General features: G+C 59.3%; 22 protein-coding genes. 14 read left to right on the forward strand and 8 right to left on the reverse strand.

Going from position 1 to position 24,931, the window contains the following annotated elements; genetic code table 11:
* Window positions 1–4,210: calcium-binding protein (locus tag Q0478_RS09975; protein ID WP_298678846.1), on the reverse strand; the 4,210-nt coding region annotated here is incomplete at its 3' end.
* Window positions 4,211–4,485: 275 nt separating this feature from the next.
* Window positions 4,486–5,814, reverse strand: coding sequence for a sulfatase-like hydrolase/transferase (locus tag Q0478_RS09980; RefSeq protein WP_298678848.1), 1,329 nt, complete (start codon window positions 5,812–5,814; stop codon window positions 4,486–4,488).
* 186 nt (window positions 5,815–6,000) lie between these two features.
* On the opposite strand from Q0478_RS09980, the gene Q0478_RS09985 reads away from it, so the two are divergent.
* A complete protein-coding gene (locus tag Q0478_RS09985; RefSeq protein WP_298678850.1) occupies window positions 6,001–7,191 on the forward strand; it encodes an anaerobic sulfatase maturase in 1,191 nt (396 codons plus the stop codon).
* On the opposite strand, the gene Q0478_RS09990 is transcribed toward Q0478_RS09985, so the two are convergent.
* Window positions 7,188–8,516, reverse strand: coding sequence for an MmgE/PrpD family protein (locus Q0478_RS09990; RefSeq protein WP_298678852.1), 1,329 nt, complete (start codon window positions 8,514–8,516; stop codon window positions 7,188–7,190). The genes Q0478_RS09985 and Q0478_RS09990 overlap by 4 nt on opposite strands.
* Window positions 8,517–8,683: 167 nt before the next feature.
* On the opposite strand from Q0478_RS09990, the gene Q0478_RS09995 reads away from it, so the two are divergent.
* Window positions 8,684–10,000: an FAD/NAD(P)-binding oxidoreductase gene (locus Q0478_RS09995; protein WP_298678854.1), complete on the forward strand. Its 1,317-nt coding sequence runs from the start codon at window positions 8,684–8,686 to the stop codon at window positions 9,998–10,000.
* Window positions 10,001–10,010: 10 nt separating this feature from the next.
* Window positions 10,011–10,367 carry a DUF5368 domain-containing protein gene (locus tag Q0478_RS10000; RefSeq protein WP_298678856.1) on the forward strand — a complete coding sequence of 119 codons (357 nt, stop codon included), beginning with the start codon at window positions 10,011–10,013 and terminating at the stop codon, window positions 10,365–10,367.
* Between the two features lie 5 nt (window positions 10,368–10,372).
* Here Q0478_RS10000 and comE read toward each other — a convergent pair whose 3' ends face one another.
* The 3 genes from comE to Q0478_RS10015 all read right to left on the reverse strand — a co-directional run bounded on the left by comE (window position 10,373) and on the right by Q0478_RS10015 (window position 12,064).
* Window positions 10,373–10,927: a sulfopyruvate decarboxylase subunit beta gene (comE, locus tag Q0478_RS10005; protein ID WP_298678858.1), complete on the reverse strand. Its 555-nt coding sequence runs from the start codon at window positions 10,925–10,927 to the stop codon at window positions 10,373–10,375.
* Window positions 10,924–11,430 carry a sulfopyruvate decarboxylase subunit alpha gene (locus tag Q0478_RS10010; protein ID WP_298678860.1) on the reverse strand — a complete coding sequence of 169 codons (507 nt, stop codon included), beginning with the start codon at window positions 11,428–11,430 and terminating at the stop codon, window positions 10,924–10,926. The genes comE and Q0478_RS10010 overlap by 4 nt, the downstream gene beginning before the upstream one ends.
* Window positions 11,431–11,533: 103 nt before the next feature.
* Entirely contained in the window at window positions 11,534–12,064 is a 531-nt protein-coding gene (locus tag Q0478_RS10015; RefSeq protein ID WP_298678862.1) for a DUF3833 domain-containing protein, read from the reverse strand.
* A gap of 139 nt (window positions 12,065–12,203) precedes the next feature.
* Between Q0478_RS10015 and Q0478_RS10020 the strand changes: the two genes are divergently transcribed.
* The 10 genes from Q0478_RS10020 (at window position 12,204) to Q0478_RS10065 (ending at window position 21,914) form a co-directional block, all read left to right on the forward strand.
* Window positions 12,204–13,352 (forward strand): aromatic ring-hydroxylating dioxygenase subunit alpha, encoded by a 1,149-nt coding sequence (locus Q0478_RS10020; protein WP_298678863.1) that lies wholly within the window; start codon window positions 12,204–12,206, stop codon window positions 13,350–13,352.
* Entirely contained in the window at window positions 13,349–13,558 is a 210-nt protein-coding gene (locus Q0478_RS10025; RefSeq protein ID WP_298678865.1) for a hypothetical protein, read from the forward strand. The genes Q0478_RS10020 and Q0478_RS10025 overlap by 4 nt, the downstream gene beginning before the upstream one ends.
* Window positions 13,559–13,594: 36 nt before the next feature.
* The gene (ttcA, locus tag Q0478_RS10030; RefSeq protein ID WP_298678867.1) at window positions 13,595–14,464 is read left to right on the forward strand and encodes a tRNA 2-thiocytidine(32) synthetase TtcA; all 870 of its coding nucleotides are present in this window, start codon (window positions 13,595–13,597) and stop codon (window positions 14,462–14,464) included.
* Between the two features lie 58 nt (window positions 14,465–14,522).
* Window positions 14,523–16,070 carry a bifunctional diguanylate cyclase/phosphodiesterase gene (locus Q0478_RS10035; protein WP_298678868.1) on the forward strand — a complete coding sequence of 516 codons (1,548 nt, stop codon included), beginning with the start codon at window positions 14,523–14,525 and terminating at the stop codon, window positions 16,068–16,070.
* A 264-nt stretch (window positions 16,071–16,334) separates the two neighbouring features.
* Window positions 16,335–18,122, forward strand: a complete 1,788-nt coding sequence (gene yidC, locus Q0478_RS10040; RefSeq protein WP_298678870.1) for a membrane protein insertase YidC — start codon at window positions 16,335–16,337, stop codon at window positions 18,120–18,122.
* Window positions 18,119–18,865 (forward strand): MOSC N-terminal beta barrel domain-containing protein, encoded by a 747-nt coding sequence (locus Q0478_RS10045; RefSeq protein ID WP_298678872.1) that lies wholly within the window; start codon window positions 18,119–18,121, stop codon window positions 18,863–18,865. Before yidC ends, Q0478_RS10045 begins: the two co-directional genes overlap by 4 nt.
* The gene (gene yihA / locus Q0478_RS10050) at window positions 18,865–19,518 is read left to right on the forward strand and encodes a ribosome biogenesis GTP-binding protein YihA/YsxC (RefSeq protein WP_298678874.1); all 654 of its coding nucleotides are present in this window, start codon (window positions 18,865–18,867) and stop codon (window positions 19,516–19,518) included. The genes Q0478_RS10045 and yihA overlap by 1 nt, the downstream gene beginning before the upstream one ends.
* 82 nt (window positions 19,519–19,600) lie before the next feature.
* On the forward strand, window positions 19,601–20,461 hold the full coding sequence (gene argB / locus Q0478_RS10055; RefSeq protein WP_298678876.1) for an acetylglutamate kinase: 861 nt from the start codon (window positions 19,601–19,603) through the stop codon (window positions 20,459–20,461).
* 47 nt (window positions 20,462–20,508) lie between these two features.
* Window positions 20,509–21,303 carry a sterol desaturase family protein gene (locus Q0478_RS10060; RefSeq protein WP_298678878.1) on the forward strand — a complete coding sequence of 265 codons (795 nt, stop codon included), beginning with the start codon at window positions 20,509–20,511 and terminating at the stop codon, window positions 21,301–21,303.
* Window positions 21,279–21,914, forward strand: coding sequence for a ferredoxin (locus Q0478_RS10065; RefSeq protein ID WP_298678880.1), 636 nt, complete (start codon window positions 21,279–21,281; stop codon window positions 21,912–21,914). Before Q0478_RS10060 ends, Q0478_RS10065 begins: the two co-directional genes overlap by 25 nt.
* A gap of 8 nt (window positions 21,915–21,922) precedes the next feature.
* Here Q0478_RS10065 and Q0478_RS10070 read toward each other — a convergent pair whose 3' ends face one another.
* Both Q0478_RS10070 and Q0478_RS10075 read right to left on the reverse strand, forming a co-directional pair.
* Complete coding sequence (locus Q0478_RS10070) at window positions 21,923–23,005, reverse strand: DUF2235 domain-containing protein (protein WP_298678882.1); 1,083 nt, start codon at window positions 23,003–23,005, stop codon at window positions 21,923–21,925.
* Window positions 23,006–23,226: 221 nt separating this feature from the next.
* Complete coding sequence (locus tag Q0478_RS10075) at window positions 23,227–24,354, reverse strand: type III PLP-dependent enzyme (protein ID WP_298678884.1); 1,128 nt, start codon at window positions 24,352–24,354, stop codon at window positions 23,227–23,229.
* 104 nt (window positions 24,355–24,458) lie between these two features.
* Here Q0478_RS10075 and Q0478_RS10080 point away from each other — a divergent pair, with 104 nt between their 5' ends.
* Window positions 24,459–24,890 (forward strand): Lrp/AsnC family transcriptional regulator, encoded by a 432-nt coding sequence (locus tag Q0478_RS10080; protein ID WP_298678886.1) that lies wholly within the window; start codon window positions 24,459–24,461, stop codon window positions 24,888–24,890.
* Window positions 24,891–24,931: the final 41 nt, after the last annotated feature.

A 24,931-nucleotide genomic window follows, 5' to 3' on the forward strand; every position in this document is an offset into this window, starting at 1 on the left:
CGAGCGTATCGGTCACCGTATAGGTGCCATCGCCGTTGTCGGTGGGCATCTGGAAATCGGTGATCGTGTCGCTGCCCGCGCCATCGGCGAACACGAAGGTATCATCCCCCACGCCGCCTGTCAGCGTGTCGCTGCCGGTGCCGCCATCCAGCGTATCGGCCCCTGCGTCCCCGCGCATCAGGTCATCGCCGCCGCCTCCGTCGATGGAATCATCGCCGTCATAGCCGTAAAACAGGTTGTCTTCGGCATCGCCGATCAGCGTGTCATCGCTGTCACTGCCATAGGTCCGCTCGATATTGCTGAGCACATCGCCCTGGGCGTCACCGCCACTGCCCGTCCCGGTGCTGAGGTTGACATTCACCGCATCGGTGCTGTCCCGATAGTCGGCGGTGTCGATGCCCGCGCCGCCATCCAGCGTATCGGCCCCGGCACCACCGCGGATAAAGTCATTACCGTCACCTCCGTCGATGGAATCATCGCCGTCATAGCCGTAAAACAGGTTGTCTCCGGCATCGCCGATCAGCGTGTCATCGCCGTCACCGCCATAGGCCCGCTCAATATTGCTCAACACGTCGCCCTGGGCGTCGCCGCCACTGACCGTCCCGGTGCTGAGGTTGACATTCACCGCATCGGTGCTGTCCCGATAATCGGCGGTGTCGGTGCCGTCGCCGCCCTCGAGCGTATCAGCCCCTGCGCCACCGCGCATCACGTCATCTCCGTCACCTCCGTCGATGGAATCATCGCCATCATAGCCGAAGAGCAGATTGTCTTCGGTATCGCCGATCAGCGTGTCATCGCCGTCACCGCCATGAACCCGCTCGATACCGCTCAGCACATCGCCTTGGGCGTCGCCGCCACTGCCCGTCCCGGTGCTGAGGTTGACATTCACCGCATCGGTGCTGTCCCGGTAATCGGCGGTGTCGATGCCGTCGCCGCCCGCAAGATGGTCGTTGCCTTCGCCGCCGGTGAGCAGGTCATTCCCCGTGCCGCCGGTGAGCAGGTCATCCCCCGCGCCGCCGGTGAGCAGGTCATCGCCCGCGCCACCGTCAAGCGTATCGGCGCCGTCACCACCGTCGAGCGAGTCATCGCCCTCACCGCCGTCGATGATGTCATTACCAGCATCGCCAGATAGGGTATTCGCGCCTGCATCGCCGGTGATCGTATCATCGCCGTCGCTGCCTGTGACGTTTTCGATATTGGTATAGGTGTCGCCTTCGGCGTGGCCGCCAAACCCGGTGCCGCGCGTCAGATCAACGTCCACACCCGTGGTGTTTGGGCCCAGGAAGCCGAGGTTCTGATAGCTGACCGTGTCGCTGCCATCGCCACCGTCAAGCGCGTCAGCGCCCGCTGCGCCGCGCAGTTCGTCATCGCCCGCGCCGCCAGCGATTGTGTCGTCGCCCGCGCCGGACACGATCAGGTTGTCGCCCGCATCGCCTGTCAGGCTGTCATCGCCCGAGCCTGTGGACATATTCTCGAAGTTGCTGATCACATCGCCGTCGGCATGGCCGCCCGAGGCGGTGTTGGTCGCAAGATCAACCGTGACGCCAGCCGTGTCGTCATAGTAGTTCAGCCAGTCCGTGTCGTCGCCGCCGTCCAGCGTATCGGCGCCCACGCCGCCCTGAATCCAGTCTTCGCCACTGCCGCCTTGAACGGAATCATCGCCCAGGCCCGCATTGATCCGGTCGTTGCCCGCGCCGCCGTCGATCACATCGTCGTTTGAGCCGTCAAGCGCGTCATTGCCGTCGATCACATCGCCGTCAGCATCGGTATAAGCGCCGGTCATGGTATCGTTGCCGGCTGTGCCGCTGACGATATAATCGTTGCTGCCCGCCGGGATGCCCATGGCTTGCAGGATCGGGCCGGTGTTGATCTGGTCGGGCGTGATGCCGGCCAAGGTGAAGCTCTCGCCGCCGGGGAAGCTCAGGATCGCATCGCCCGTGCCGTCGCCGTTTGTGTCGGTGATCGTCACATCATCGGTGGTGACAGGGGTTGTGCCGCCGTCTGATGTCAATTCTCCGAGGCCCAGGGTGTCGACCGCCGTATAGGTGCCGTCGCCGTTGTCCACGGGCAGTTCAAAATCGGTGATAACATCGTTGCCGCCGCCATCGCCAAGGTCAAAGCGGTCATTTCCCGCGCCGCCTGTCAGCGTGTCGTTGCCGGCCTGGCCGTGCAAAACGTCATTGCCCGCGCCGCCGTCGATCACATCGTCACCCGCATCGCCATATAGCGTGTTGGCCTCGGCTGAGCCGATGATCGTGTCGTCGCCGCCATCGGCCCAGACATTTTCGATATTTGCATAGGTGTCGCCCTCGGCGTCACCGCCCGCGCCTATGCCGGTGGAGAGATCAATCGTCATGTCCTGGTCGGCGCCGCCATTGTAGCGGACCCAGTCAACGCCCGCGCCGCCATCAACAGCATCCGCGCCCGCACGGGCATAGATCTGGTCATGGCCGTCGCCGCCGAACAGGGTGTCATCCCCCGCGCCGCCAAAGAGTGTATCCATGCCGTCGCCGCCATCCAGCGTGTCGTCGCCGCCCTGACCATCCAGAGAATTGTTGCCCGCATCGCCTGTCAGGCTGTCGTCGCCCTGGCTGCCGCGGATGTTTTCAATATTGGAATACACATCGCCTTCGGCTTCGCCGCCGCTGCCCGTGCCTGTGCCTGTGCCTGTGACCAGATTGGCCGTCACGCCTGTGAGCGCGCTATAGTAATCGGCAGTGTCCAACCCATCACCGCCCTCCAGCGTATCGGCACCGGCTCCACCCATGAGGCGGTCATCCCCTGCGCCGCCCACGAGGGAGTCATCGCCATCATCGCCGCGCAGATCGTTGTTGGCTGCGTCGCCAATGATCGTGTCGTCGCCGCCATCGCCCCAGACGTTTTCAATATTTGCGTAGGTGTCGCCCTCGGCGTCGCCGCCTGCGCCTGTGCCGGTGGAGAGATCAATCGTCATGTCCTGATCAGCACCGCCATTGTAGCGGACCCAGTCCGTGCCCGTGCCGCCATCAACAGCATCCGCACCCGTACGGGCATAGATCAGGTCATGCCCTGCGCCACCCTCAAGGGTGTCATCCCCCGCGCCGCCAAAGAGTGTATCGTTGCCAGCGCCGCCCTCCACGATGTCATCGCCCTCATAGCCAATCAGCCAATTTGCGCCCGCGTCCCCTGTCAGGGTGTCATCGCCAAGGCCACCGTGCAAATTTTCGATATTGGTGAGCACATCGCCTTCCGCTTCGCCACCAGAGGCCGTGCCTGCGGCCAGATCTATGGCAACGCCTGCTGTGTCATGATAATAGTTTGCCCGATCTTCGCCCGCGCCGCCGTCGAGCGTGTCCGCGCCCGCGCCGCCCGAAAGATGGTCGTTGCCTGCACCGCCGGTGATGGTGTCATTGCCGGCATCCCCGCGCAGATCATCGTTGCCATCGCCGCCGGACAGGGTGTCATCGCCCAAGCCGCCATGAAGCACATCGTGGCCGTCCAGCCCTTCGAGCACTTCGCCAACTTCGGTGCCGTATAGGGTGTCGTTTCCGCTTGTCCCGGTGATGGGCAGTGTCGGGCCAGCCGGGTCAACCACTTCATCAAAGATAGAGACATAAGCGACAGAGCCTTCAAAGAAGCTGTCAAGATTGTCGGCCACATTGTCGCCTGAGGCTGTTTGCCCGGCCCCAATGGTGATTGGCTCGTTGAAGGACGCCCCCATATCCCAGGTGATTGCGCCATCTGTCGGGGTTGAGTAGCTGGTGGCTTGGGTGAGGTTTTCGACCTTATACTCACCGCCTGAGCCGTCATCATTCCACGAGAATGTGACGCGGATGTCATCGCCCGCGGCATAAAAGCCTGCCGCTGTTGTGTAGTTGTAATCTGTTGTGTCGGTTTGGGCACGCACGGCAATAGAGCCATCGGCAAGGATGCGCAGGTCAAAATGGCCGCCGTCATCATTGCCCGCGCTGTCACGGGCAAAAAGGGTGCCTTCGTGCAAGCTGTCGGGTGTGAACTCTGTGACAAGCGTGCCTGTGGCCAGTTGGAACGCGCTGCTGGCGGCGATCTCGGCATAGTCGCCCACGCCATCAAACTGGCCAGCACCCCCCACCGCCGTTGCATCACCGGCGTAAACACCGTTTTGCGCACCGTCTGCGTTTGCGGAATCCACCAGAGGATCTCCCGCAGTGGGCGCTGTTTCGTTGAAGGTCCAGAGTGAAACTTGAGTCATAATTAGCCCATCCGCAAAAATCTGTTCTCTGCTTTAGACAGGGAAAACATGAATTATTTGCAGTCAGACTTTGTTCATTTTGTGACCAATCTTAACGGCTTGGAGGGTTTGGCGCCGCACCAGAAACGCTTTAAGCCGTTGATTTTGCTATACTTCATGCAAATGACCCAAAAAGGAAACTTTCAAAATATGAACAATTTTCGTCTTTGAACGGTATGATTTGGGCGGAGCAAAATGCCGGGTCAGCCCTGTCTGACGCGGTGACAGGGCGCGCTTCAAAGCGGCGGGGCAGCCTGGCTCACATCCAGCCCGTATTCCTTGCAACAGGCCGCGTGGGCGGCTTGCATTTGGGCATATGCCGGGTGCTCCTGCCCCAAATCGCGGGTTTGCCACCAATCTGTTGCCAGATCGAAAAACTGGGTCGACCCGTCGGCATAGCGGATAAAGCGATACCGGCCTTTGCGCACGCTTGCGCTATCTTTATAAAAGGTCGGCACAGCACGGTCAGGCGCACGCGCCCAGTGCATCTGCGGCCTGAGCGAGCGGCCAATCCGGCCCTCAAGCGGCGGCAAGCCCAGAAAATCCATCACCGTCGGCCCGACATCTAGCAAGGCAACAGGGTCGGAGACCACCTGCGGCACGGGCGTTCGCGGATCATGCAGGATCAGCGGAACATTGGCGACCTGCTCCCAGAGGGTATGTTTGCGAAAGCGGTTGCGCTCCCCCAGATGCAACCCGTGATCTGACAGGATAACCACAAGGGTCTCCTCTGCCTGGGGGGACGCCTTGATTGCATCCCAGACCCGTCCCAAGTGGTGATCGGTGTGGGTGAGCGCGGAAAAATAGTTGCGCACGCTTTTGCGCCATTGCTTGCGTTTGCTGCTGTCAAGGTTCTGTGTGTTCTGTTCTTCCATGAAGGGGCTTTCGTCAAACCCCGCCTGCCACGCTTTGGGCTGGCGAAAATTCTGCTCCGCATACATCTCTTTGAAGCGCCGCGGCGTGATCCAGGGGCCATGCGGGCCATAAAACCCCACTTCGCGATAAAACGGCTCTGCCTTCGGCGAGAGGTTTTTGAAAAACCGGATCAGCGAATTGGCTGACTGATGGTCATAAAAGCGCGGATCATCCTTTTCGTCGCGCGCCGCCTTGCCGCCGCGCAAGCCGCCAAACTCCATGCTGATGTGATCGGGAATTTGCCAATCCCCCCGAAATTTCTTTGGCGCGTCAGAAAATAGCTGTGCATGAACATCCTCTTCCAAGGCGCCATATCCTTGCATGACTTTACCACCCGAAGAGCAATAAAATCCGCGTTTGCGCAGCTCATGGGGCCACATCTGTTGGGGAGAAAGCTTTTCAAAGTAGTTTTTATACGGCCCCGTGATCCCGGATTGATGCGGCGTGAGCCCTGACATGAAACTGGCCCGCGACGGGCTGCACACAGGCGCCTGACAATACGCCGCCTGAAAAGCCGTCGACTGGGCGCAGATCCGGTCAAGGTTGGGTGTTTGCAAGGCCTCTCCGAAGGCGGTTTTGTATTTCCAGAAGGCCACGGCGTCGTCAAATGTGATCAGGACAACATTCTTCAGGGGGGCGTCCGAGGGCATAACAGGCCTTTCAACAATACATATCACCAGCGCCGGGCCAGCCACACCGGCGCGCGCTGATGTGATAGGCCGCTTTGGGGAACAGGTCCAGCAAAGATCCTCACGGATTGTCAATCTGCGCCAGTTGCGCCACAAAGAGCAGGCCCAAGCCCGGAGCATGTAATGGTTGCCCTCCCTTTTAGCATAATGACAAAGCCCATCGGGCCACGCTGCAATATCGACTGCAAATATTGTTATTACCTCGAAAAAGAAAAACTCTATCCCGACGAGAAGAAATTCCGGATGAGCGACGAGGTGCTGGAGCGCTACATTCGCGAGACCATTGAGGCCGCACAGATGGCGGCAATGCCCGAAGTCAGCTTCGCTTGGCAGGGCGGTGAGCCTACGCTTCTGGGCCTCGACTATTTTTGCAAAATCGTGAGCTTGCAGCAAAAATACGCCCCACAAGGCCTGCCTATCTACAATGCGCTTCAAACCAATGGCATGTTGCTGGATGACTCTTGGGGCCTCTTTCTGGCGGAACATGGGTTTTTGACCGGACTGAGCATCGACGGCCCCAAAGCTGTCCACGACCGATACCGCGTGGACCGGGCCGGGCGCCCGACCTTTGACGCAGTCATGCGTGGTCTGGATGTATTGCAACGCCATGGCGTTGCACATAACGCGCTCACAACCGTCCACCGCGCCAACGGAACGAAAGGCAAAGCCATTTACCGCTTTTTGAAGGGCCTTGGGCTGGAGCACATACAATTCATCCCGATTGTCGAACGCAAGGGCCAGAACGGGCTTGCAGCCGCGCCTCAGATCGAAACCAGTTCGCCCCATGGCGTCACAGATTGGAGCGTTGCACCACGCGCTTATGGCAAATTTCTCAACGATGTTTTCGATCTCTGGTACAAGACCGATGTGGGGCAAATTTTCGTGCAGTTCTTTGACGTCCAGCTCGGCTTATGGGCCGGGCGGCCAGCCGGGCTCTGTGTCTTTGCCGAGACCTGCGGCAACGCTTTGGCGCTTGAGCATGACGGAAGCCTTTATGCCTGTGACCACTATGTCTACCCTGAATACAAGCTTGGCTCGATCGCAGAAACGCCTCTGCGCGAAATGCTCTGGAGCCCCGGTCAGCAAGCCTTCGGCCAAGCCAAAAAGACAACCCTCACCGCACAGTGCAACGCCTGCGCCTTTCGCTTTGCTTGCAATGGTGGATGCCCAAAGCAGCGCTTTGCCACAGCGAAAGATGGCGAGGCCGGCCATAACTATTTTTGCGAGAGCTATATGATGTTTTTCAAACATGCCGGCGCGCGGCTTCAGAAGATGGCTTGGCAGATTAACAACGGCATTCCGGCCACCGGCGCGGTGCCCAAAGCCGCCAGACCCTAGCAAACCGGCGGATACAACAGCGTCAGGAGTTCGCAGAACCGCGCATCAGGCGCGCGCAACCGTTTTTGCATATCCCACAAGGCCGCACGCCGTCGGGGCGCAAGCGGGGCCGCCATTCTGTGAAACTTGGCTTCTATTTCGGCAAGCGGCATTGGCGCCTCCGGACCGCCACGCGCGTGGGTATCACCGGACTGTAGCACACGGCCGTCTTGCAGGTGCACGGTCACATCGGCCCAGCGCCCCGCCGGGAAGCGTTCTGAATGACGCTGCGCCTGCGTGACTGTGATCTTGCTCAGAGCGGCGGCGACATCCGGGTCTGCAAGGCCCTCAGCGGTGATATGCTCTGGGCCTATCTCGCCGTGCACAAGCAGCACCGCAAGTGCAAATGGCAAAGAGTATTGCGCCTGCGAGGTGGTGCTGGGCAAGCCCGCAAAAAGCGCCGCCGCCTGCGCAAAGCTCTGCACATCGACACGGGCAACATCGGCAGCCTGAAATTGATGGCGCGCGCGCAGCTCAGCCAGTGCATCAAGGGCGGCATGGGCCCAGCGGCAAACCGGATAAGGCTTTATGTAATTGCGCTCAATCGTCCAGTCCTGTCCCAGATCTTCCCAATGAGGGGCCGCCGCCTCAACAGTTATGGCCGGCGCGCCGGTGAAGCCCTCCTGCGCCAGCAATACCGCCATTGAGCCAACCATAGCGCCCATCCCCGAGCCATCGTGCAGCATCGTCGGATTGGCAATTTCGCGCATCATCTGACTGCGCGGACCGTGATATTCGGCAATCCCAAGCGCATGGCGCAACACCTCTGGCCCCTGCCTGCGCAGACGACAGCCCAAAGCGGCCACGCCCAGCGCGTTCCATGCCCCAGATGTGTGATAATCGCTCACGCTTGTGTGCAACGCCACGGCGGCCCGCGCTGCCACCTCATAGGAAATGACCAGCGCCACCAAGGCATCTCGCGCCGACAGGTCTGGCTCGGCTTGCGCAAAAGCACAAAGCGCCGGCACAACGGCACAGCCGATATGGCCTTTGGTGGGGTTGTAGCCGTCATGGGCATCAAGATTGTCGATTTGGGTGGCCAGTGCAAAGCAGGCCCCGGTCAGTGACGCCTGACGCCCGTCAAAAAGAAGTGTGGCCACATCTGCGGGCTCAGCCGCACTCTGAAAGCGCACCGCATGGCTCCGCGCGATTTCACCGGCAGACAGGCGGGCCGCCCCGGCCGCCACGCCCAAAGTGTCCATGAGCAAGAGCGCGGCCATATCCAAGGCGCTGTCGGGTATGGCCGTTTCGCCAAGGGTGAACTCTGCGATGGTCTCAAACGTCATGCCTGCGCTCTCATCTGCTGGTCTTGGTATCTCAATTACAAACCCAATAAACAGCCGTCGGCCTGCCAAGGGCGACACCATAGGTCGCTTTCGCAATTTGTTGACCTGCATCAAAACAGCCGCGCGAGACACATTCTATAAGGAGCATGTGAACGGGAGGATTTTTCATGCACGATTCGAACTACACGCCCACGCGACGGGGCTTTTTGGGGCTTGCTCTGGGAGCCGGAGCGCTTGGCGTGGCTGGCACAGCAACGCCAGCCCGCGCGCGGGTCAGGACCAGCGCCAAGATCTTGATCCTCGGCGCAGGCGCGGCCGGCGCTGCTTTGGCCAACAGGCTGACAGAGCGGCTTGACGGCGCGGCGATCACCCTTGTGGATGGCCGAAAGGAACACTGGTATCAGCCCGGATTTTCCCTGATTGCTGCGGGTTTGAAACCGGCAAGTTATTCGGTCAGCCAAACCACAGACTGGTTGCCCAAAGGCGTCACGCTCAAGCAGGATTGGGCCGCGAATATCGACCCGGAAAGCCGCAAGGTGGCGCTGCAAGGTGGCGAAGTGCTCAGCTATGACTACCTGATCGTGGCCACGGGCCTCACCCTTGACCATGACGCGATCGAAGGCTTCAGCCTTGATATGGTGGGCAAAAACGGCATCGGCGCGCTCTATGCGGGGCCTGAGTATGCCGCGCGCACCTGGGCAGCGGCGTCCCAGTTTATCGATGGGGGCGGCGTGGGGCTTTTTACCCGCCCTGCCACCGAGATGAAATGCGCAGGCGCGCCGCTCAAGCATACTTTCCTGATTGACGATCTGGCCCGCAAGGCAGGCACCCGCGGCAAGATGGATGTGCGCTATATGGCCAACAACAAGAGCCTTTTCGGCGTTCCGATTGTGGCTGAAAAAGTGCGGATGCTCTTTGGCGACAGGGGCATTGGCGCCGATTATGCGCATGTGCTGACAAGCCTTGATGCGGGCGCCAAACGCGCGACCTTCAACACGCCCGAGGGGGCGGTGGAGCGCGCCTATGACTATATTCACGTCATTCCCCCCCAACGCGCGCCAGATGTTGTGCGCCAGTCCGGCTTGAGCTGGGCCGACAAATGGGAAGATCAAGGCTGGGTCGAGGTGGACAAGGCCACGCTGCGCCACAACCGCTACCCCGAAGTTTTTGCCCTTGGCGATGTGGCGGGTGTGCCCAAGGGCAAAACGGCGGCAAGTGTGAAGTGGCAGGTGCCTGTGGTGGAGGAACATCTGGTGGCCCAGATTGCCGGAGATACCACCGATGCGGCCTATAACGGCTATACCTCCTGCCCGCTGATCACGCAGGTGGGCCGTGCCATGCTCATTGAGTTTGACTACAACAACAATCTGACCCCGAGCTTCCCCGGCATCATCGCACCGCTGGAGGAGCTCTGGATCAGCTGGCTGATGAAAGAGGTTGCTCTGAAAGCCACCTATAACGCCATGTTGCGCGGCAAAGCGTGAGGAGAAAACCATGCAAGAACTGACACTTACAACGCTTTTCGCGGTCTTTGAGGAAATTTTCGGGCGCGGGCTTTTCTGGGCCATGGTTCTGGCCGCAGCCCTTGTCACGGTGGCGTATATCTATGTTCTCATCCGCGATAGAGCCGTGAGCTGGCGCAAGTTTCTCTGGGCGCAGCTCTCCATGCCCATCGGCGCGATTGCGGCGGTTTTGTTCGTCCAGGGCATGACCCGCTCGGGCTTTGCCGATATCGGCGGGCCGATTGATATGATCGTTTTGCTCGGTGTGGCAGCCGGTGGGGCTGTGGGTATGGCAATCTGTATATACACTGTCCAGTCACTCTTCTGGCCGCCCGAGAGCAAGACCTGAGCCGATTAACTGGACACCGCCTTCATGAAGCGGTCGCGAATGATGACGGGGTCCATGGTGATCACCGGCATCTTCGCGTTGCCGCTGTCGCACTTCACGACCATCACGGTCATCTCGCCACTGTCGAGCGCCTCTTGCAGCACGCGGCCCGTGTCGACATCGCGGCACTCGATCACCCGCTCGCAGCCGCAGGCCTCGGCAACTTTGGCCAGAGAGGTTTTCTTGCCCGTGTAAGTGGGCTGGTCGCCCGTCGAGCCGTAGGAGCCGTTGTCAATGATCATCAGGATGTAATTGTTGGCGACATTGTTGGCGATGGTGGGCAGCGTGCCCATATTTGTGAGGATCGAGCCGTCGCCGTCGATCACGATCACCGGTTTGGGCTGCGCCAGCGCAAGGCCAAGGCCGATGCTGGAGGCCAGCCCCATGGTGCCGAGCATGTAAAAGTTGGTCGGCTGGTCATCAATCGCATGCAGCTCCTGGCTGGGGATGCCGATGTTACACACGACGAGCTGGTCACGCAGGATCGGGGCGATGTCTTGCAGGATTTCGGAACGGATCATTGGTCGCCATAGCCTCCCCAGAAGTTGGCATCCGTCAGGATCGCCACGGGTTTGTTGCACATGAAAGTGTATTTCAGGATCATATCGAGCTCTGCGACATCGGATTGCTTGTGAAAATGGTAGGTCGGGATGTTCATCTGTGCGAGCAGCGCTTTGGTGTGAACCGCCATTTCGACTTGGCAGGCCACAGGCTCGCGCAGCTCGCCACGGTAGCTGATCAGCATGGGCAGCGGCATACGGTAATACTGGATCAGCGTGGCCAAAGTGTTGATCGTCACGCCAATCGCGGTGTTTTGCATGATGATGGCCGGGCGCTTGCCGCCCATCCAAGCGCCGGCGCAAAGCCCCATGCCCTCGTCTTCCTTGTTTGAGGGGATGTGGAAAATCTCGTCGCGCCCATCAATCTCCTCGATCACCCCTGCGAGCTGTTTGCAGGGCACGGTTGTGACAAAGGATATGTCGTTGGCCACCAGATCATCGGTGATTTTCTTGTCGATATTCATGCACAGCCTCCCGAGCTCTTGGTGCACTATTGGCTGGCTTTGGGTCTGGCTCAAGGGGGCTTCGCGCCCGGTGGGCCTGTTTTCAGTTTGCCTGAAGGCGGGCTTACAGCTTTTCGAACATGATGGTCACCGTGCCGAGGCGCAGACCGAAGCGCTCGACATAGGCGATGTTGAGCAGGCGGTCCTCTGACAGCAGCCACATCCAATCGTCAAACGCCACACGCAGTGTGCCGCCCTTATCGGGCTGGGGCAGATCAATGGTGTAGCGCCAGTTGAACCTGTCGCCCTCCTCGCGCCCCGTGGCTTCGCCTATCACGCCGTCAGCCGTGCCGCGCCATGTATCATCGCCTGTTTTGGTGAGCCGCCAGATGCGCTGCCCGGTTGCGCCGCTGGCATAGGTGAAATCTTCTGTCAGGGTGAGCGTCTCACCGTCCCAGTCTCCTGTCATGTCGACAACGAAGCGTTGACGCAGCTTGCCAAACCTGTCCTGAAACTGGCCGTGGGCCACAAAACGACCGTCAAAAAAGCGCTCCAGATCAAGCTTGCGCTCCGACAGGGCAGCATCGTTGAACGAGGGCTTGCCCGAGCAGGCAGCCAGAAAGACGAGCGCAAAGGCGAGAAGAAGTTGTTTCATACCCGGCATACGGCCCCTGCACCAAAAGAGATGAAAAACGCAAGCCGGCCGTCGCGGTGAGAAAAGCCATGTCGCGGTGAGAAAAGTTTTATGTGTCAAAACCGGGTTCACTGCCCCGAAGTTTGCAGGAGAGCGGAAAATGACGACGAATATTTCAGGTGTGATGCGCCCCGTGGCCACGGCCAATGGCTTGCCCAATGAGCATTATGTGGATGAGCGGGTCTTCCTGGAGGAGCGTGATGCCGTTTTGTATAACAATTGGTCGGGCGTGGGTGTTGAGGCCGATGTGCCCGAAAACGGCGATGCAAAGCCCATCGAATTTCTTGGGATGCCCTTGCTCTTGATCCGCGACAAAGATGGGCAGGTGCGCGTGTTTCAGAACACCTGCCGCCACCGCGGTATGATTCTCGTCTCCGAGCCCAAGAAAATCGAGGGCGCGATCCGCTGCCCCTATCATTCGTGGTGCTACTCCACCAAGGGTGACCTTGTTGCCACGCCACATGTGGGCGGGCCGGGCATGAACACCCACAAGGACATGCCAAAGAGCGAGCTGGGGCTGTATGAAGTGCCCAGCTACATCTGGATGGGGGTTGTTTATGTGAATGCCTCGGGCACGGCAGAGCCTTTCGAGGTGGTGCATGCGGAGCTTCTGGAGCGCTGGAAAGAGTTCAACGTGCCCCTGTATCACGGCGGGGAAGACAGCAAATTCGAGCTGCCCGTAAAGACCAACTGGAAGCTGGCGGTTGAGAACTATTGCGAAAGCTACCACCTGCCCTGGGTGCACCCGGGGTTGAACAGCTATTCGCGGCTGGAAGACCACTACAACATTGAAGAATATGGCCGCTATTCGGGCCAGGGCACGCTGGTTTACCGCCAGCTGACGGGGCAAGACGGCCAGACCTTCCCCGACTTTCCCAACCTGTCTGACAAATGGGACACCGGCGGAGAATATATCACTGTCTACCCCAATGTGCTTTTGGGCGTGCAACGCGACCATGCTTTCGCGATTATCCTTGAGCCGAAGGCTGTGAACGAAACGCTGGAGCATGTGCACCTGTTTTATGCCCAACCCAAGGTAGACGAAGCCCTGCGCGCCAAGAATGCAACCCAATGGAAGACTGTCTTTGTCGAAGATATCTTCGTGGTTGAGGGGATGCAGAAGGGCCGCTACGGGCGCGGCTTTGACGGCGGGCGCTTCTCGCCAGCGATGGACGGGCCGACGCATTGCTTTCATGATTGGGTGGCCCAGCAGATCACCAAACACCGCCAGCAGCTCGCCGCTGAATGAGCGGGCTGCACGAGCGGCTTCTGGCTGCACATGAGCGCGACGACCGTGAGGCCCTGATTACGCTTTACACGCTGGCGGCGGATCACTCGAACGACCTTGTGGAGAGATCATTCTTTCTCACCCATGCCTTTGTCTTTGCGCTGGAGGCGGGGGATGCGCGGGCCGATCATTTGCGCGCCCGCCTGCACGAGATGGGACGGATTTAGTTGCTCCGGCCCGCGCAAGCGGCTATTGGCACAGCCATGTTAGACAAGCCAGACGACATCCACCCGCTCTTTCACGGCGCTCCCAAAAGCACCGAGTTCAAGAAGCTGCGCAAACGCATCGTGCAACAGACGCGCGAGGCGATCGAGCAGTATGGCATGATCGAACCGGGCGGCAAATGGCTTGTCTGCCTGTCGGGCGGCAAGGACAGCTACACACTTCTGGCGGTGCTTTACGAGCTGAAATGGCGCGGGCTTTTGCCCGTGGAGCTGCTGGCCTGCAACCTTGATCAGGGGCAACCGGGCTTTCCCGCAACGGTCTTGCCAAAATTCCTGGAAGAGCGCGGCGTGCCGCACCGGATCGAGTATCAGGATACCTATTCGATCGTGATGGACAAAGTGCCCGAAGGGCGCACCTTTTGTGCGCTCTGCTCGCGGCTGAGGCGCGGCAACCTCTACCGCATTGCGCGCGAAGAGGGCTGCACCGCCGTTGTGCTGGGCCACCACCGCGACGACATTTTAGAGACATTTTTCATGAATCTCTTTCATGGCGGCCGCCTGGCGACCATGCCACCCAAGCTGCTCAACGAGGAGGGCGATCTGTTTTTGTATCGCCCGCTCGCACATGTGGCCGAGGCTGACTGTGAGAAATTTGCCCGTGACCTCAACTACCCGATCATCCCGTGCGACCTTTGTGGCTCTCAAGACGGCTTGCAGCGCCAGCAGGTCAAACAGATTTTGGACGGCTGGGAAAAGAACAGCCCGGGCCGCAGACAGGTGATGTTTCGTGCCCTGATGAACGCGCGGCCCAGCCACCTTCTTGACCCTGAACTCTTTGATTTCAAAAATCTTTCTCGCAACCCACAGGAAAAATATCCGCAAAACGACCTGCCTGCCCTGTTCCGTTAAGGGGCTGTTGAGACTCTTGCGCTAGCCTCAGATCAAGGTGATTTGAGGACCGAGTGTAATGGTTTGGACGACGGCAAAGTCAAAGGGTGACAAGTTAAGGTTGCTGCGCAACTGGCTGCTTGGGCCGCATATGCTCGCCTTTGTGCCTGCGCTCGCGCTCAGCGCCTTCTGGGCTGCGGGCGAGCTCGCCTTGGTGATGGTCGCGCTGGGCTTGCCTTTGCTTTACCTGCTGGCAGGCACCCTGCGCGAGGCCCGGGCGCTGCGCACCCGCGAGGTTGACGCGGTGACCGGCCTGCCCACTCTGGAGCGCTTGGAGCAAGACTTGAGCGAAACCCTCACAGTCTGCTCGGAAAGCAGCCGAAAATCGGCCCTGCTCTATATTCAGCTCGAAGAATTTGAAGCGCTTGTGCAGCGATATGGCCAAAAAGCCGGTGACACACTGCTGGAGCGGCTGGGCGAGCGGTTCCGTGCCATCTTGCGTGAAGACGATAAGGTTTTCTGGCTGGGCGGGGCGCGTTATGCGGTATTGATTGCTCCGGTTCCACATTTTGAGCTTGAAAGCGCCCTTCAGCTCGCCGCCCGGCTGCAATCTGCGGCGGAAGAGCCGGTATCTGTCGATATGCAGGCGCTTTTTGTGAGCTGTGGGGTGGGTTTCTGTCTCAGCTTGCGCAGCCCCGAGCCGACGGCTTGCTCCATTTTGAAGGCCACCGAAACGGCCTTGAACGAAGCCTGCCGCAATGCGCCCTCCTCGATCCGCGCCTATAGCCGCGAAATGGGAGAGACCACCGTGAAACGTGAAGCCATGGCCAGAGACGCGTTTCATGCGTTGGACAATGGCGAGATCACCCCTTGGTTTCAGCCTCAGATCTCCACAGATACGGGGCGCGTGACAGGCTTTGAGGCACTCGCCCGCTGGCATCACCCCAAGCGCGGCACGGTCACACCAGCCGAGTTTCTGCCCGTGTTACAAGATACCGGTCAGCTTGAACGGTTGGGGGAGGTGGTTTTGTATGGCGCGCTCTCAGCTCTCAAAGCCTGGGATCAGACCGGATTTTTTGTGCCCTGTGTCTCGGTTAATTTTTCAGCGGAAGAACTGCGCAATCCCAAGCTGGCTGAAAAGCTGCGCTGGGATCTTGACCGGTTTGATTTGCCACCGGAAAGGCTGACGATTGAAGTTCTTGAAACGATTGTGGCCGGGTCGCCCGAAGATGCCGCCGCGCGCAACCTTGCAGCGCTTGCCAAAATGGGCTGTCGCATTGATCTGGATGACTTTGGAACAGGCCATGCCTCAATCACCTCGATCAGGCGTTTTGCCATCGAACGGATCAAGATTGACCGTTCTTTCATCACCCGAGTTGACAAGGACCAAGAGCAACAGCGCATGGTCTCGGCCATCCAGACCATGGCAGAGCGGCTCGGGCTGGAAACCCTGGCAGAAGGCGTAGAAACCGCCGGCGAGCACGCCATGCTGGGCCAACTGGGGTGTTCACATGTGCAGGGCTATGCCATTGCCCGCCCGATGCCCTTTGAGGAAACGCTCAAATGGCTGCAAACCCATACGGCCTCTCTGGGCGCTTTGCCTCAAATCAAAGGGGGCTTGAGTTGAGTGGCCCCCAAGGCGCGCCGTCGTGTTGCGGGGCTCAACACGCCCGTGCCCGGCGCGCGCTCTGCTGAGACACGCCAACCCGCCCCAGACGATTTGACCCAGACAATCCGACCGAGCGCGCAAGAAACCTAGCGCGCGGCAACAAGGCGCAGAGGTGCGCCGATCCCGGTGCCTTTTGCCCCATTGACGCAATAACTGCTTGACCTTCGTGCCCGCACTCTGTTGAACCTGCCTCACTCTCAAAGGTAAAGGGCCCGGGTCTCCATGGACGATCAGAACAAGAACCTCATTCTCGCGGTTGCGCTTAGTATGCTTGTTATCTTGGGATGGAGCTATTTCTTCCCGCCCCCCGAACCCACAGCCGAGCAGCTTGCCGCGAATGCGCCAAGCAGTCAGACCACATCCGAAACCATTGCCAGCACCCCTCTTGCCGCACAAGACACCCAAGCGCCCGCCGCGGCGGCGGCCAAACCCGGCGTTGATGCCCCCCGTATCAAAGTGCAGAGCGAGCGCCTTGAGGGCACGATTTCCCTTTTGGGGGGGCGCTTTGACGAGCTTAAGCTCAAGAATTATCGCGAGAACCTGGCTCAAGACAGTGACATCGTGCCTTTGCTCAAGCCCACAAGCTCGGACAATGCCTATTATGCGCTCTATGGCTGGGCGCCCGGCGCGGGCCTCACCGCAGAGCTTGTGCCCGGGCCCAATACGGTCTGGTCCTTGGTGCGCGGCGATAGGTTAACCCCGTCAACGCCAATCACCCTCGGTTGGGACAATGGGGCTGGGCTCCAGTTTCAGCGCGAAATCGCTCTGGATGAAGATTATCTGTTCACGATCACCCAATCGGTCAGCAACACCGGAGCCGGAGCTGTCAGCCTCGCGCCCTACGGCACCATTGCGCGCCATGGCGAGCCCGCTGATCTCAAGAATTTCTTCATCTTGCACGAAGGCGCAATCCGCCATGTGGCCGGAGAGCTGACCGAGACGGACTACTCCGATTTCGAATCGGCACGCAGCCACGAAGAACACTTGGTCGGCGACAAAGGCTGGACGGGTTTCACAGACCATTACTGGATGACAACTCTGATTGTTGACCAACCGGGCGCAAAAATAAGCGCCTTCAAAGACACGCAACGCGATATTTATCAGACCACAGCCAAACACAAAACGGAGACGCTCGCCACAGGGCAGAGCCTGCGCGTGTCTTCCCGCCTGTTTGCGGGGGCAAAAGAATGGGAAACCATTCGCACCTACCAGGATGATGGCGGCATTCCAAAGTTTCTCGACAGCATCGATTGGGGATGGTTCTTCTTCATTACCAAGCCGATGTTCTGGCTGCTGCACTACCTTCATGCCATGATTGGCAATATGGGCTGGGCGATCATTGGCCTGACTTTCATCATCAAGCTCGTGCTTTTCCCGCTTGCCTACAAGTCTTATGCCTCCATGGCAAAGATGAAAGAGCTGCAACCGCAAATGGAGAAGATCAAGGAACAAGCTGGCGATGACCGTCAGAAAGTTCAGCAGGAGATGATGGCGCTTTACAAGAAAGAGAAGGTCAACCCTGCTGCGGGCTGCCTTCCAATTCTGATGCAGATCCCGATTTTCTTCTCTCTTTACAAGGTAATCTTTGTCACGCTGGAATTGCGCCACGCCCCCTGGATCGGTTGGATCAAGGATCTCTCGGCGCCGGATACATCTTCGATTTTCAACCTCTTCGGCATTTTCCCATGGGCTGCCCCCGAGCCTGGCTCGATCATGGCGCTGGTCTTTATCGGCATTCTTCCCTTGCTCCTCGGGATCACCATGTGGCTTCAGCAAAAGCTCAATCCGGCGCCCAGCGATCCGATCCAGCAACAGATATTTGCCTGGATGCCATGGGTGTTCATGTTCATGCTGGGCAGCTTTGCCTCTGGGTTGGTGATTTACTGGATTGCAAACAACACAATCACGTTCACCCAACAATACCTGATCATGCGCAGCCACGGCTACAAGCCTGATGTGTTTGGCAACATCCGGTCAAGCTTCAAGCGGGCGAGCAAAGACGCCGAATGAGCCCGCAGGTCACCCAGCTTTGGCGCTACCCCGTGAAAAGTCACGGGCGCGAGATGCTGGGTGCCGTGGCGCTTACTGCGCATCAGACCCTGCCTTGGGACCGCCACTGGGCGGTGGCCCACGAGCTGTCAGACGCAGATGGCACAGCCTGGGCCCCGTGCCAAAACTTCTCGATCGGGACGAAAGCGCCGCGCCTTGCGGCCATCACGGCGCAGCTAAACGAAGCCACAGGCCGCCTGAGCCTCACGCATCCCGCGCTGGACGATCTGGATTTTGATCCGGACCGCGAGGGTGAGAAGCTTATCGCCTGGGCCGGCCCGCTGATCCCGGACAACCGAGCGCGCTCTGCACGGGTGGTTCGCGGGGCGACACGGGGTTTTACCGACACAGCTTTTCCGTCGGTTTCCGTGATGAATATGGCATCGCACAAATCTGTTGAGGGGCGTCTGGGCCGCAAGCTGGAAACCGAGCGCTGGCGCGGCAACATCTGGCTTGAGGGCTTTGCGCCTTGGGAAGAGTTCGACTGGATTGGCAAGCACCTTCAAATTGGCACCGCCATACTGGAAGTCAAAGAGCGGATCCTGCGTTGCAAACACACCATGGCCTCCCCCAAGTCTGGGCAACGCGACACCGATACGCTGGCTTTGCTCAATGAAGGCTGGGGTCATCAGGATTTTGGTGTATATGCTGAGGTTGTGCAGTCGGGCCGCGTTGGCCTAAACGATCAAGCAAAGGTGCTGTAATGCAACTTCCCTTCCCTCTCGCCGAAACGCCGGACGATCTCACCCGCGAAAAGGGCCGCAAGCTGTTTGCTGGTGGCACGGCCGAATTTGTCAAAGGCGTTGTCGCCATGTCCGGCTTGCCCGAAGCCGACCGGTTGGAAGTCTGTTTTGCGGGGCGTTCCAATGTCGGGAAATCGAGCCTGATCAATGCCTTAACCAACAGAAAAGGGCTGGCTCGCGCTTCAAACACCCCGGGGCGCACACAGGAAATAAACTTTTTCAACATCGCAGAAAGCCACTATCTGGTTGACTTGCCCGGCTACGGCTTTGCCAATGCGCCGCTGGCTGTGGTTGAAAAGTGGCAACGGCTCCTAAAGCAATATCTCTCCGGGCGGCAAAGCCTGCGCCGCGCCTTTGTCTTGGTGGACGCCCGCCATGGCGTAAAGCCCGTGGATGAGGAAATCATGAGCCTGCTGGACAGTGCCGCCGTCACATTCCAATGCGTTCTGACCAAATCAGACAAGGTCAAGGATGCCGACCGCGCACGCGCCATCGAAGCCACCCGCAAGGCATTGGCCAAACACCCAGCCGCCTTCCCAGAGATTATTCTGACATCCAGTGAAAAGGGCGACGGGATAGAAACCCTGCGTGCCGTGATCGCCACGCTGGTCTAGCCAGACAGCCGTTCGCCAAACCACGGCTTGCACGGCAGTGTCTAATCAGTTCAAATCGCGCAACTTCAACAAGGCGCCTGTCATGACAACACAAACCAAAAACAGCGATTGGACCGCCACGGCCCGCACCCTCAACCAGGCCCTGCCCAATTTGCAGCGCTACACCGGAGCCATTGTGGTGGTCAAATTCGGGGGTCATGCCATGGGGGATGATGCCGCGATGGACGAATTTGCCCGCGATATTGTGCTCATGCAGATGGTGGGCGTAAACCCTGTGATCGTTCATGGTGGCGGGCCAATGATAAACGAAAAGCTCGCCGCACTCGGCATTGAGAGCCAGTTTGTCAATGGCAAGCGCGTCACCGATGAAGCCACCGTCGAGGTGGTCGAGATGGTCTTGTCAGGACTCGTCGGCAAGCGGATTGTGCAAGCCATCAACCGCCAGGGGGGCAAGGCGGTGGGCCTATCCGGCAAAGACGCAAATCTCATGCTCTGCGAACAAACCAACCCTGACTTGGGTTTTGTTGGCACCCCTTCGCAAATGGATCCGAGCATCCTGCATGATCTGTTTGAAAAAGGTGTGATCCCGGTGATTGCTCCGATCGGCGCGGGCCAAAACGGAGAGACCTTCAATGTCAATGGCGACACCGCCGCCGGGGCCGTAGCCGCCGCGCTGAAGGCTGACCGCCTGTTGCTGCTCACCGATGTGGAGGGTGTGAAGGACGCCTCTGGCGAAGTCTTGAGCGAGCTCACCTCGCAATCTATTCGCGATATGGTGGCCAATGGCACCATCGCTGGCGGCATGATCCCGAAGACCGAAACAGCGCTCACGGCCATTTCCGGGGGGGTGCGCGGTGTGGTTATTCTGGACGGGCGCGCGCCCAATGCCTGCCTGCTGGAGCTTTATACCTCACAAGGGGCGGGGACGCTGATCCGCGGCTGACGCAGCCTTGACTTGCGCTGGCGCTCCGGTGACATCATATTCCGAGAATGGAGCATGAAGCCCTCATACGTCTTGCGATCTTTTTGGGGTTGTTCAGTGCACTTGCGCTGGGTGAGGCGCTGCTGCCACGGCGGGTAAGAGCCTTGCCACGGCGCAAGCGCTGGCTCACGAATTGGGCCATCTCCTTGCTCAACACAGTGGCTTTACGCCTGCTTGCTTTCGCCCTGCCGCTGTTGGCCGTTGGCGCGGCCTTGGACGCGGGCCAAAACGGCTGGGGGCTCTTCAATGTCCTGACCTGGCCAAGCTGGATTGAAATCCTTCTGGCGGTGCTTTTCTTTGATTTTGCAATCTGGCTGCAACATTTGATCACTCACAAGGTGCCTTTGCTCTGGCGGCTGCACCGCGTTCACCATGCGGATACCGAATTAGATGTTACGACCGCGATTCGCTTTCATCCCGTTGAAATAGCCTTGTCCATGGGGCTGAAGATTGGGCTTGTCTATCTGCTCGGCCCCGCTGCACTGGCAATTGTGGTGTTTGAAATCCTGCTCAACGGCACAGCGCTGTTCAACCATTCCAACCTGGCCCTCCCGCTCTGGCTTGACCGGCGTTTGCGGCTGTTTTTGGTCACGCCCGATATGCACCGTGTGCACCATTCGGTGCTGCGGGCCGAGCATGACAGCAATTACGGGTTTTCCCTCGCAATCTGGGACAGGCTGTTTGGCACATATATCGCCCAGCCCGCAGCGGGCCATGAACAGATGAAAATCGGCCTGGAATGGCAAGATGAGCGGCCAACAAAACTCGGATGGAGCCTATGGCTGCCCTTCGCGAAACGCTAGATCCGACGCCAGAATCCAAAGCGCTCACCGTTGTTGGCACGCTCCATGACGGCAGCGATACGGTTGTTCTGCTCGGGCCACATGAGCCCGAATTCTGGCCCCGGTTCACAACCTCCCCAGAATATCGGGATGGTGCCCCTGATCCGCTGGACCGCTGGTCCAAACGGATCATTCAAACCTTGGCCACCGCCTGGGGGGGCCGGGCCGTGTTTCCCTCCGATGGGCCGCCCTACCCTGCGTTTCAACGCTGGGCGCAAGAAAGTGGCGAGGCCTGGCAAGCCCCGGTCGGGATGCTCGTTCATGTCCACGCGGGGCTCATGATCTCTTTTCGTGGTGCCGTGCGCTTTGCGGGGTGCCACCCACTTGCGAAGCGACCCGCAGAAAACCCCTGCAATAGCTGCACAAGCCAACCCTGCCTCACAGCCTGCCCCGTGAAAGCGCTCACTGCCAGCCTGCCTTATGATGTTGCCGCCTGCCAGGCCCATCTGGCCACACCACAAGGGCAGGACTGCCTTGAACAAGGCTGTCGGGTGCGGCGCGCCTGTCCGGTGTCAGAAGGCTTTGGCCGTTTGCCAGAGCAATCCGCATTTCACATGAAAGCCTTTTTGTAACGTTTGGGTCAGCGCGCCACGCGCGCGCGGGCAGAAATCTTGGGAGAGCTTGGCGCAACCCCGGCCGCAAGGGCCCGGGCCTCCACACTTTCATGCAGGCTTTCACAAGCGCCATATCCCACCCTACGGCGCGCGCGCACCCAAAAGAGCTTGCCCCAGCCCGCCCAGGTTCCAACAGATTTCGCGAGCGGATCTTGCGCATAACGCAGCCGCCAGTTCTCTGGCAAAGGCAGGCCACAGCGCTCTGCTTTCTCCAGCATCCACACCAAAGGAATATTGGACAAGAGGCGCGCCGGCGTGTCCCCCGCAACCTGACCTCCAACATCCCCATGAGTTCCCGGAAACCAGACCTGCTCAACCCGTCCTTGCCAATCCTTGGGGCACTCCCACAAAACAGGCTCAAACACCACGCGGGTTTCATGCAGCGCCAAAGCTTGATAGCCGTGGCGCACAGCGGCCCCGAGCTGGTGGTTGTGAAACCCGTGGGTGTCTTTGAAAATACGAGGCAAAAACGGCGCTCCAAGCGCCTTCACCGTGTCCCAGACACCCACCATTTCCACATCAACCTGCGCATGGCAGTAGGCTTTGCGAAAGGCGGCAAGCGTCTCAGAGCCCGCACCTTGCTGATACAGGCGGTAGGCTTGCTCAACATTTCGCTCCGTCGCCATTTGCGCGCGCAACAGGCCCACAGCATCCAATATGCCCGCCAGCGAGCGCACCGCATAAGCACCGCGCGAATATCCAAAGAAGAAAATTCTGTCTCCCGGACGATACCGCGAAGCCAAATATCCGAAAGCACGTTTGATCTGACGGTTAACCCCGCGCCCCAATAAAACATGGTGGGTGCTCCGCCAATCCTGCCACTGCACCCCGGCTTCATAATAAACCGAAACGGGCGCCCCAACTTCGCTTAACAACCGATAGGTCAACCCCGCGTTGGTCTCATGCCCAGGCTTGAGAGAGGACATGGTCCCATCCAGCACAATCACATGGTCCACAGGGCCTCGCAGGCGCCCATGCGCCACGCGGCGCTGCCGTTCCGCTGGCCAGATCAGGCCAAAAAGGCGTTTTCCAATCCCATGTAGTGACATATCCAGCCCTGCCTCTGATGCTCAGCTCTTGCACACACCTCTCACATGTCAAGTAACACTGCCCACTCTAGCTCATAATTTGGGCACTGATAGGGCAAACCCGCAGAACAATCCTAAGCAAGGATCCGTTAGCAAAGCATGAGCACAGCGCGACGGCTTGCTCGCAATTTTCTCAAAATTGTCAGCCTTTATTAGCGCCACTGGGCACAGCCGCGAGCGCCTCAAACGCGCTGAACCCTGACAACCGAGCCAATTCCATAGCCATTGAACCCGGTGGCTATCGCCATTGAATACGCGCCCATACCCGCAAAAAGCACATAGTCACCTTCTTTTAGATCAGCAGGCAAGCACACAGGGTCGGGCAGACAGTCAAGGCTGTCACAGGTTGGCCCGAACACTTTGAACGCCTTGCTGGGTGCGCCTCGTGGCGCCCCCTTATGCCCCAAGACCCGCACCCGCGTGGATGCGGACATATCGCGCCACTCAGCCAAGCCACCATACAGCCCATCATTCAAAAAAACCTCGCCCTCCGCGCGAAGTGCCTTCACCCGTGTGGCCAACGTATAACTCTCCGCAACCAAGGCCCGCCCGGGTTCGCACACAAGCTTGGGCGGGCTGGCAAACACGGCCTGCGTGCAGCGGAAAATCCGGTCAAACACCTCCTCCAGATCAGGCGCTTGTGCGCTGCGCTGGGCCGCAAATCCGCCCCCTACATTCAAGCGCTCAACGCAAACACCCGCCGCGCGCGCAATGTCGGCCGCAGCGGCAATGTAGCTCTCCCAAGCTTCCGGCGCATGGCATTGCGTTCCGGGATGAAACGTCAGAGCAGGCCGATATCCGGCCGCCTGCACCGCTTGCAAAAGCGCGACAGCCGCCTGCGGTGTGGCCCCAAACTTGGCCCCAAAATCATAATGTGCCCCCTTCACAGGCAGCTTGAAACGCACCGAAACTTCCTCCGCGTCGCGCACAGCAGGTCCAAGCTTCGCAAGCTCAGACAGCGCATCCACCGACCAGGAACCCACGCCCATCTCCTTCCCAACGGCGATTTCTCGGACAGAGCGCACCGGATTGTTGTAATGTAACGCCGCCTCCCGAGACACCCGGCGGACCTTGTGCATCTCGTCCGGACTGGCCACATCAAACGCACGGATCCCTGCGCCCAATACCCCCTCAAGCACCTCTCTCGCTGGGTTGGCCTTCACCGCATAGCTCACCTCGCCCGCAAAGCCGTCAACAAACCGGCGCGCCTGCGCGGCCAAGGCATCGGTTGCAAAATACATGACGGCCTCATCCGGCTCAACACTGGCAATATGCGCCTCCGGGCACGCAAAAGAAGTCACATCCAACATCACCAAACCTCGCTTTTCTTTTCAGTCTGGCGCAAATTCTGGTCGATTTCTTCCGGCAGTTCGCGCAATATGCCCAAAATAGAACTGCGATTTGACTTTGAAACATGCAAAATGACGAAATTGACATAAAGCTGCTCAGGTTGCTCACGGAAAATGCACGCCGTTCGGTGACAAGCATGGCGCAAACCCTTGGCGTGGCACGCACAACCGTGCAGGCCCGTATCGAGCGGCTTGAAAACAACGGGGCCATCACAGGCTACACGCTGCGCCGCAGCCAAAGCGCCCGACCGGCCTTGCAGGCAACTGTGCTCATCTCGATTGAACCGCGCTCCGGCCCGGCCGTTCTCGCACGTTTGCGCACACTCTCAAATGTCGAACAGGTCAATACAACATCCGGCCGCTGGGATCTCATCGCCCGTCTCAGCGCGCCAACAACAGAAACACTTGATCAAACGCTGGACGACATCGGCGCCGCAAAAGGGGTGCGCAGCTCAGAAAGCCTGATCCACCTGAGCACAAAGATAGACCGAAGCTAGCGCTTTCCGCTTTCTTATTGCCAAAAATATCCCAGGGGGTC

The sequence above is a fragment of the uncultured Lentibacter sp. genome (assembly GCF_937123735.1).
GTDB lineage: Bacteria > Pseudomonadota > Alphaproteobacteria > Rhodobacterales > Rhodobacteraceae > Lentibacter.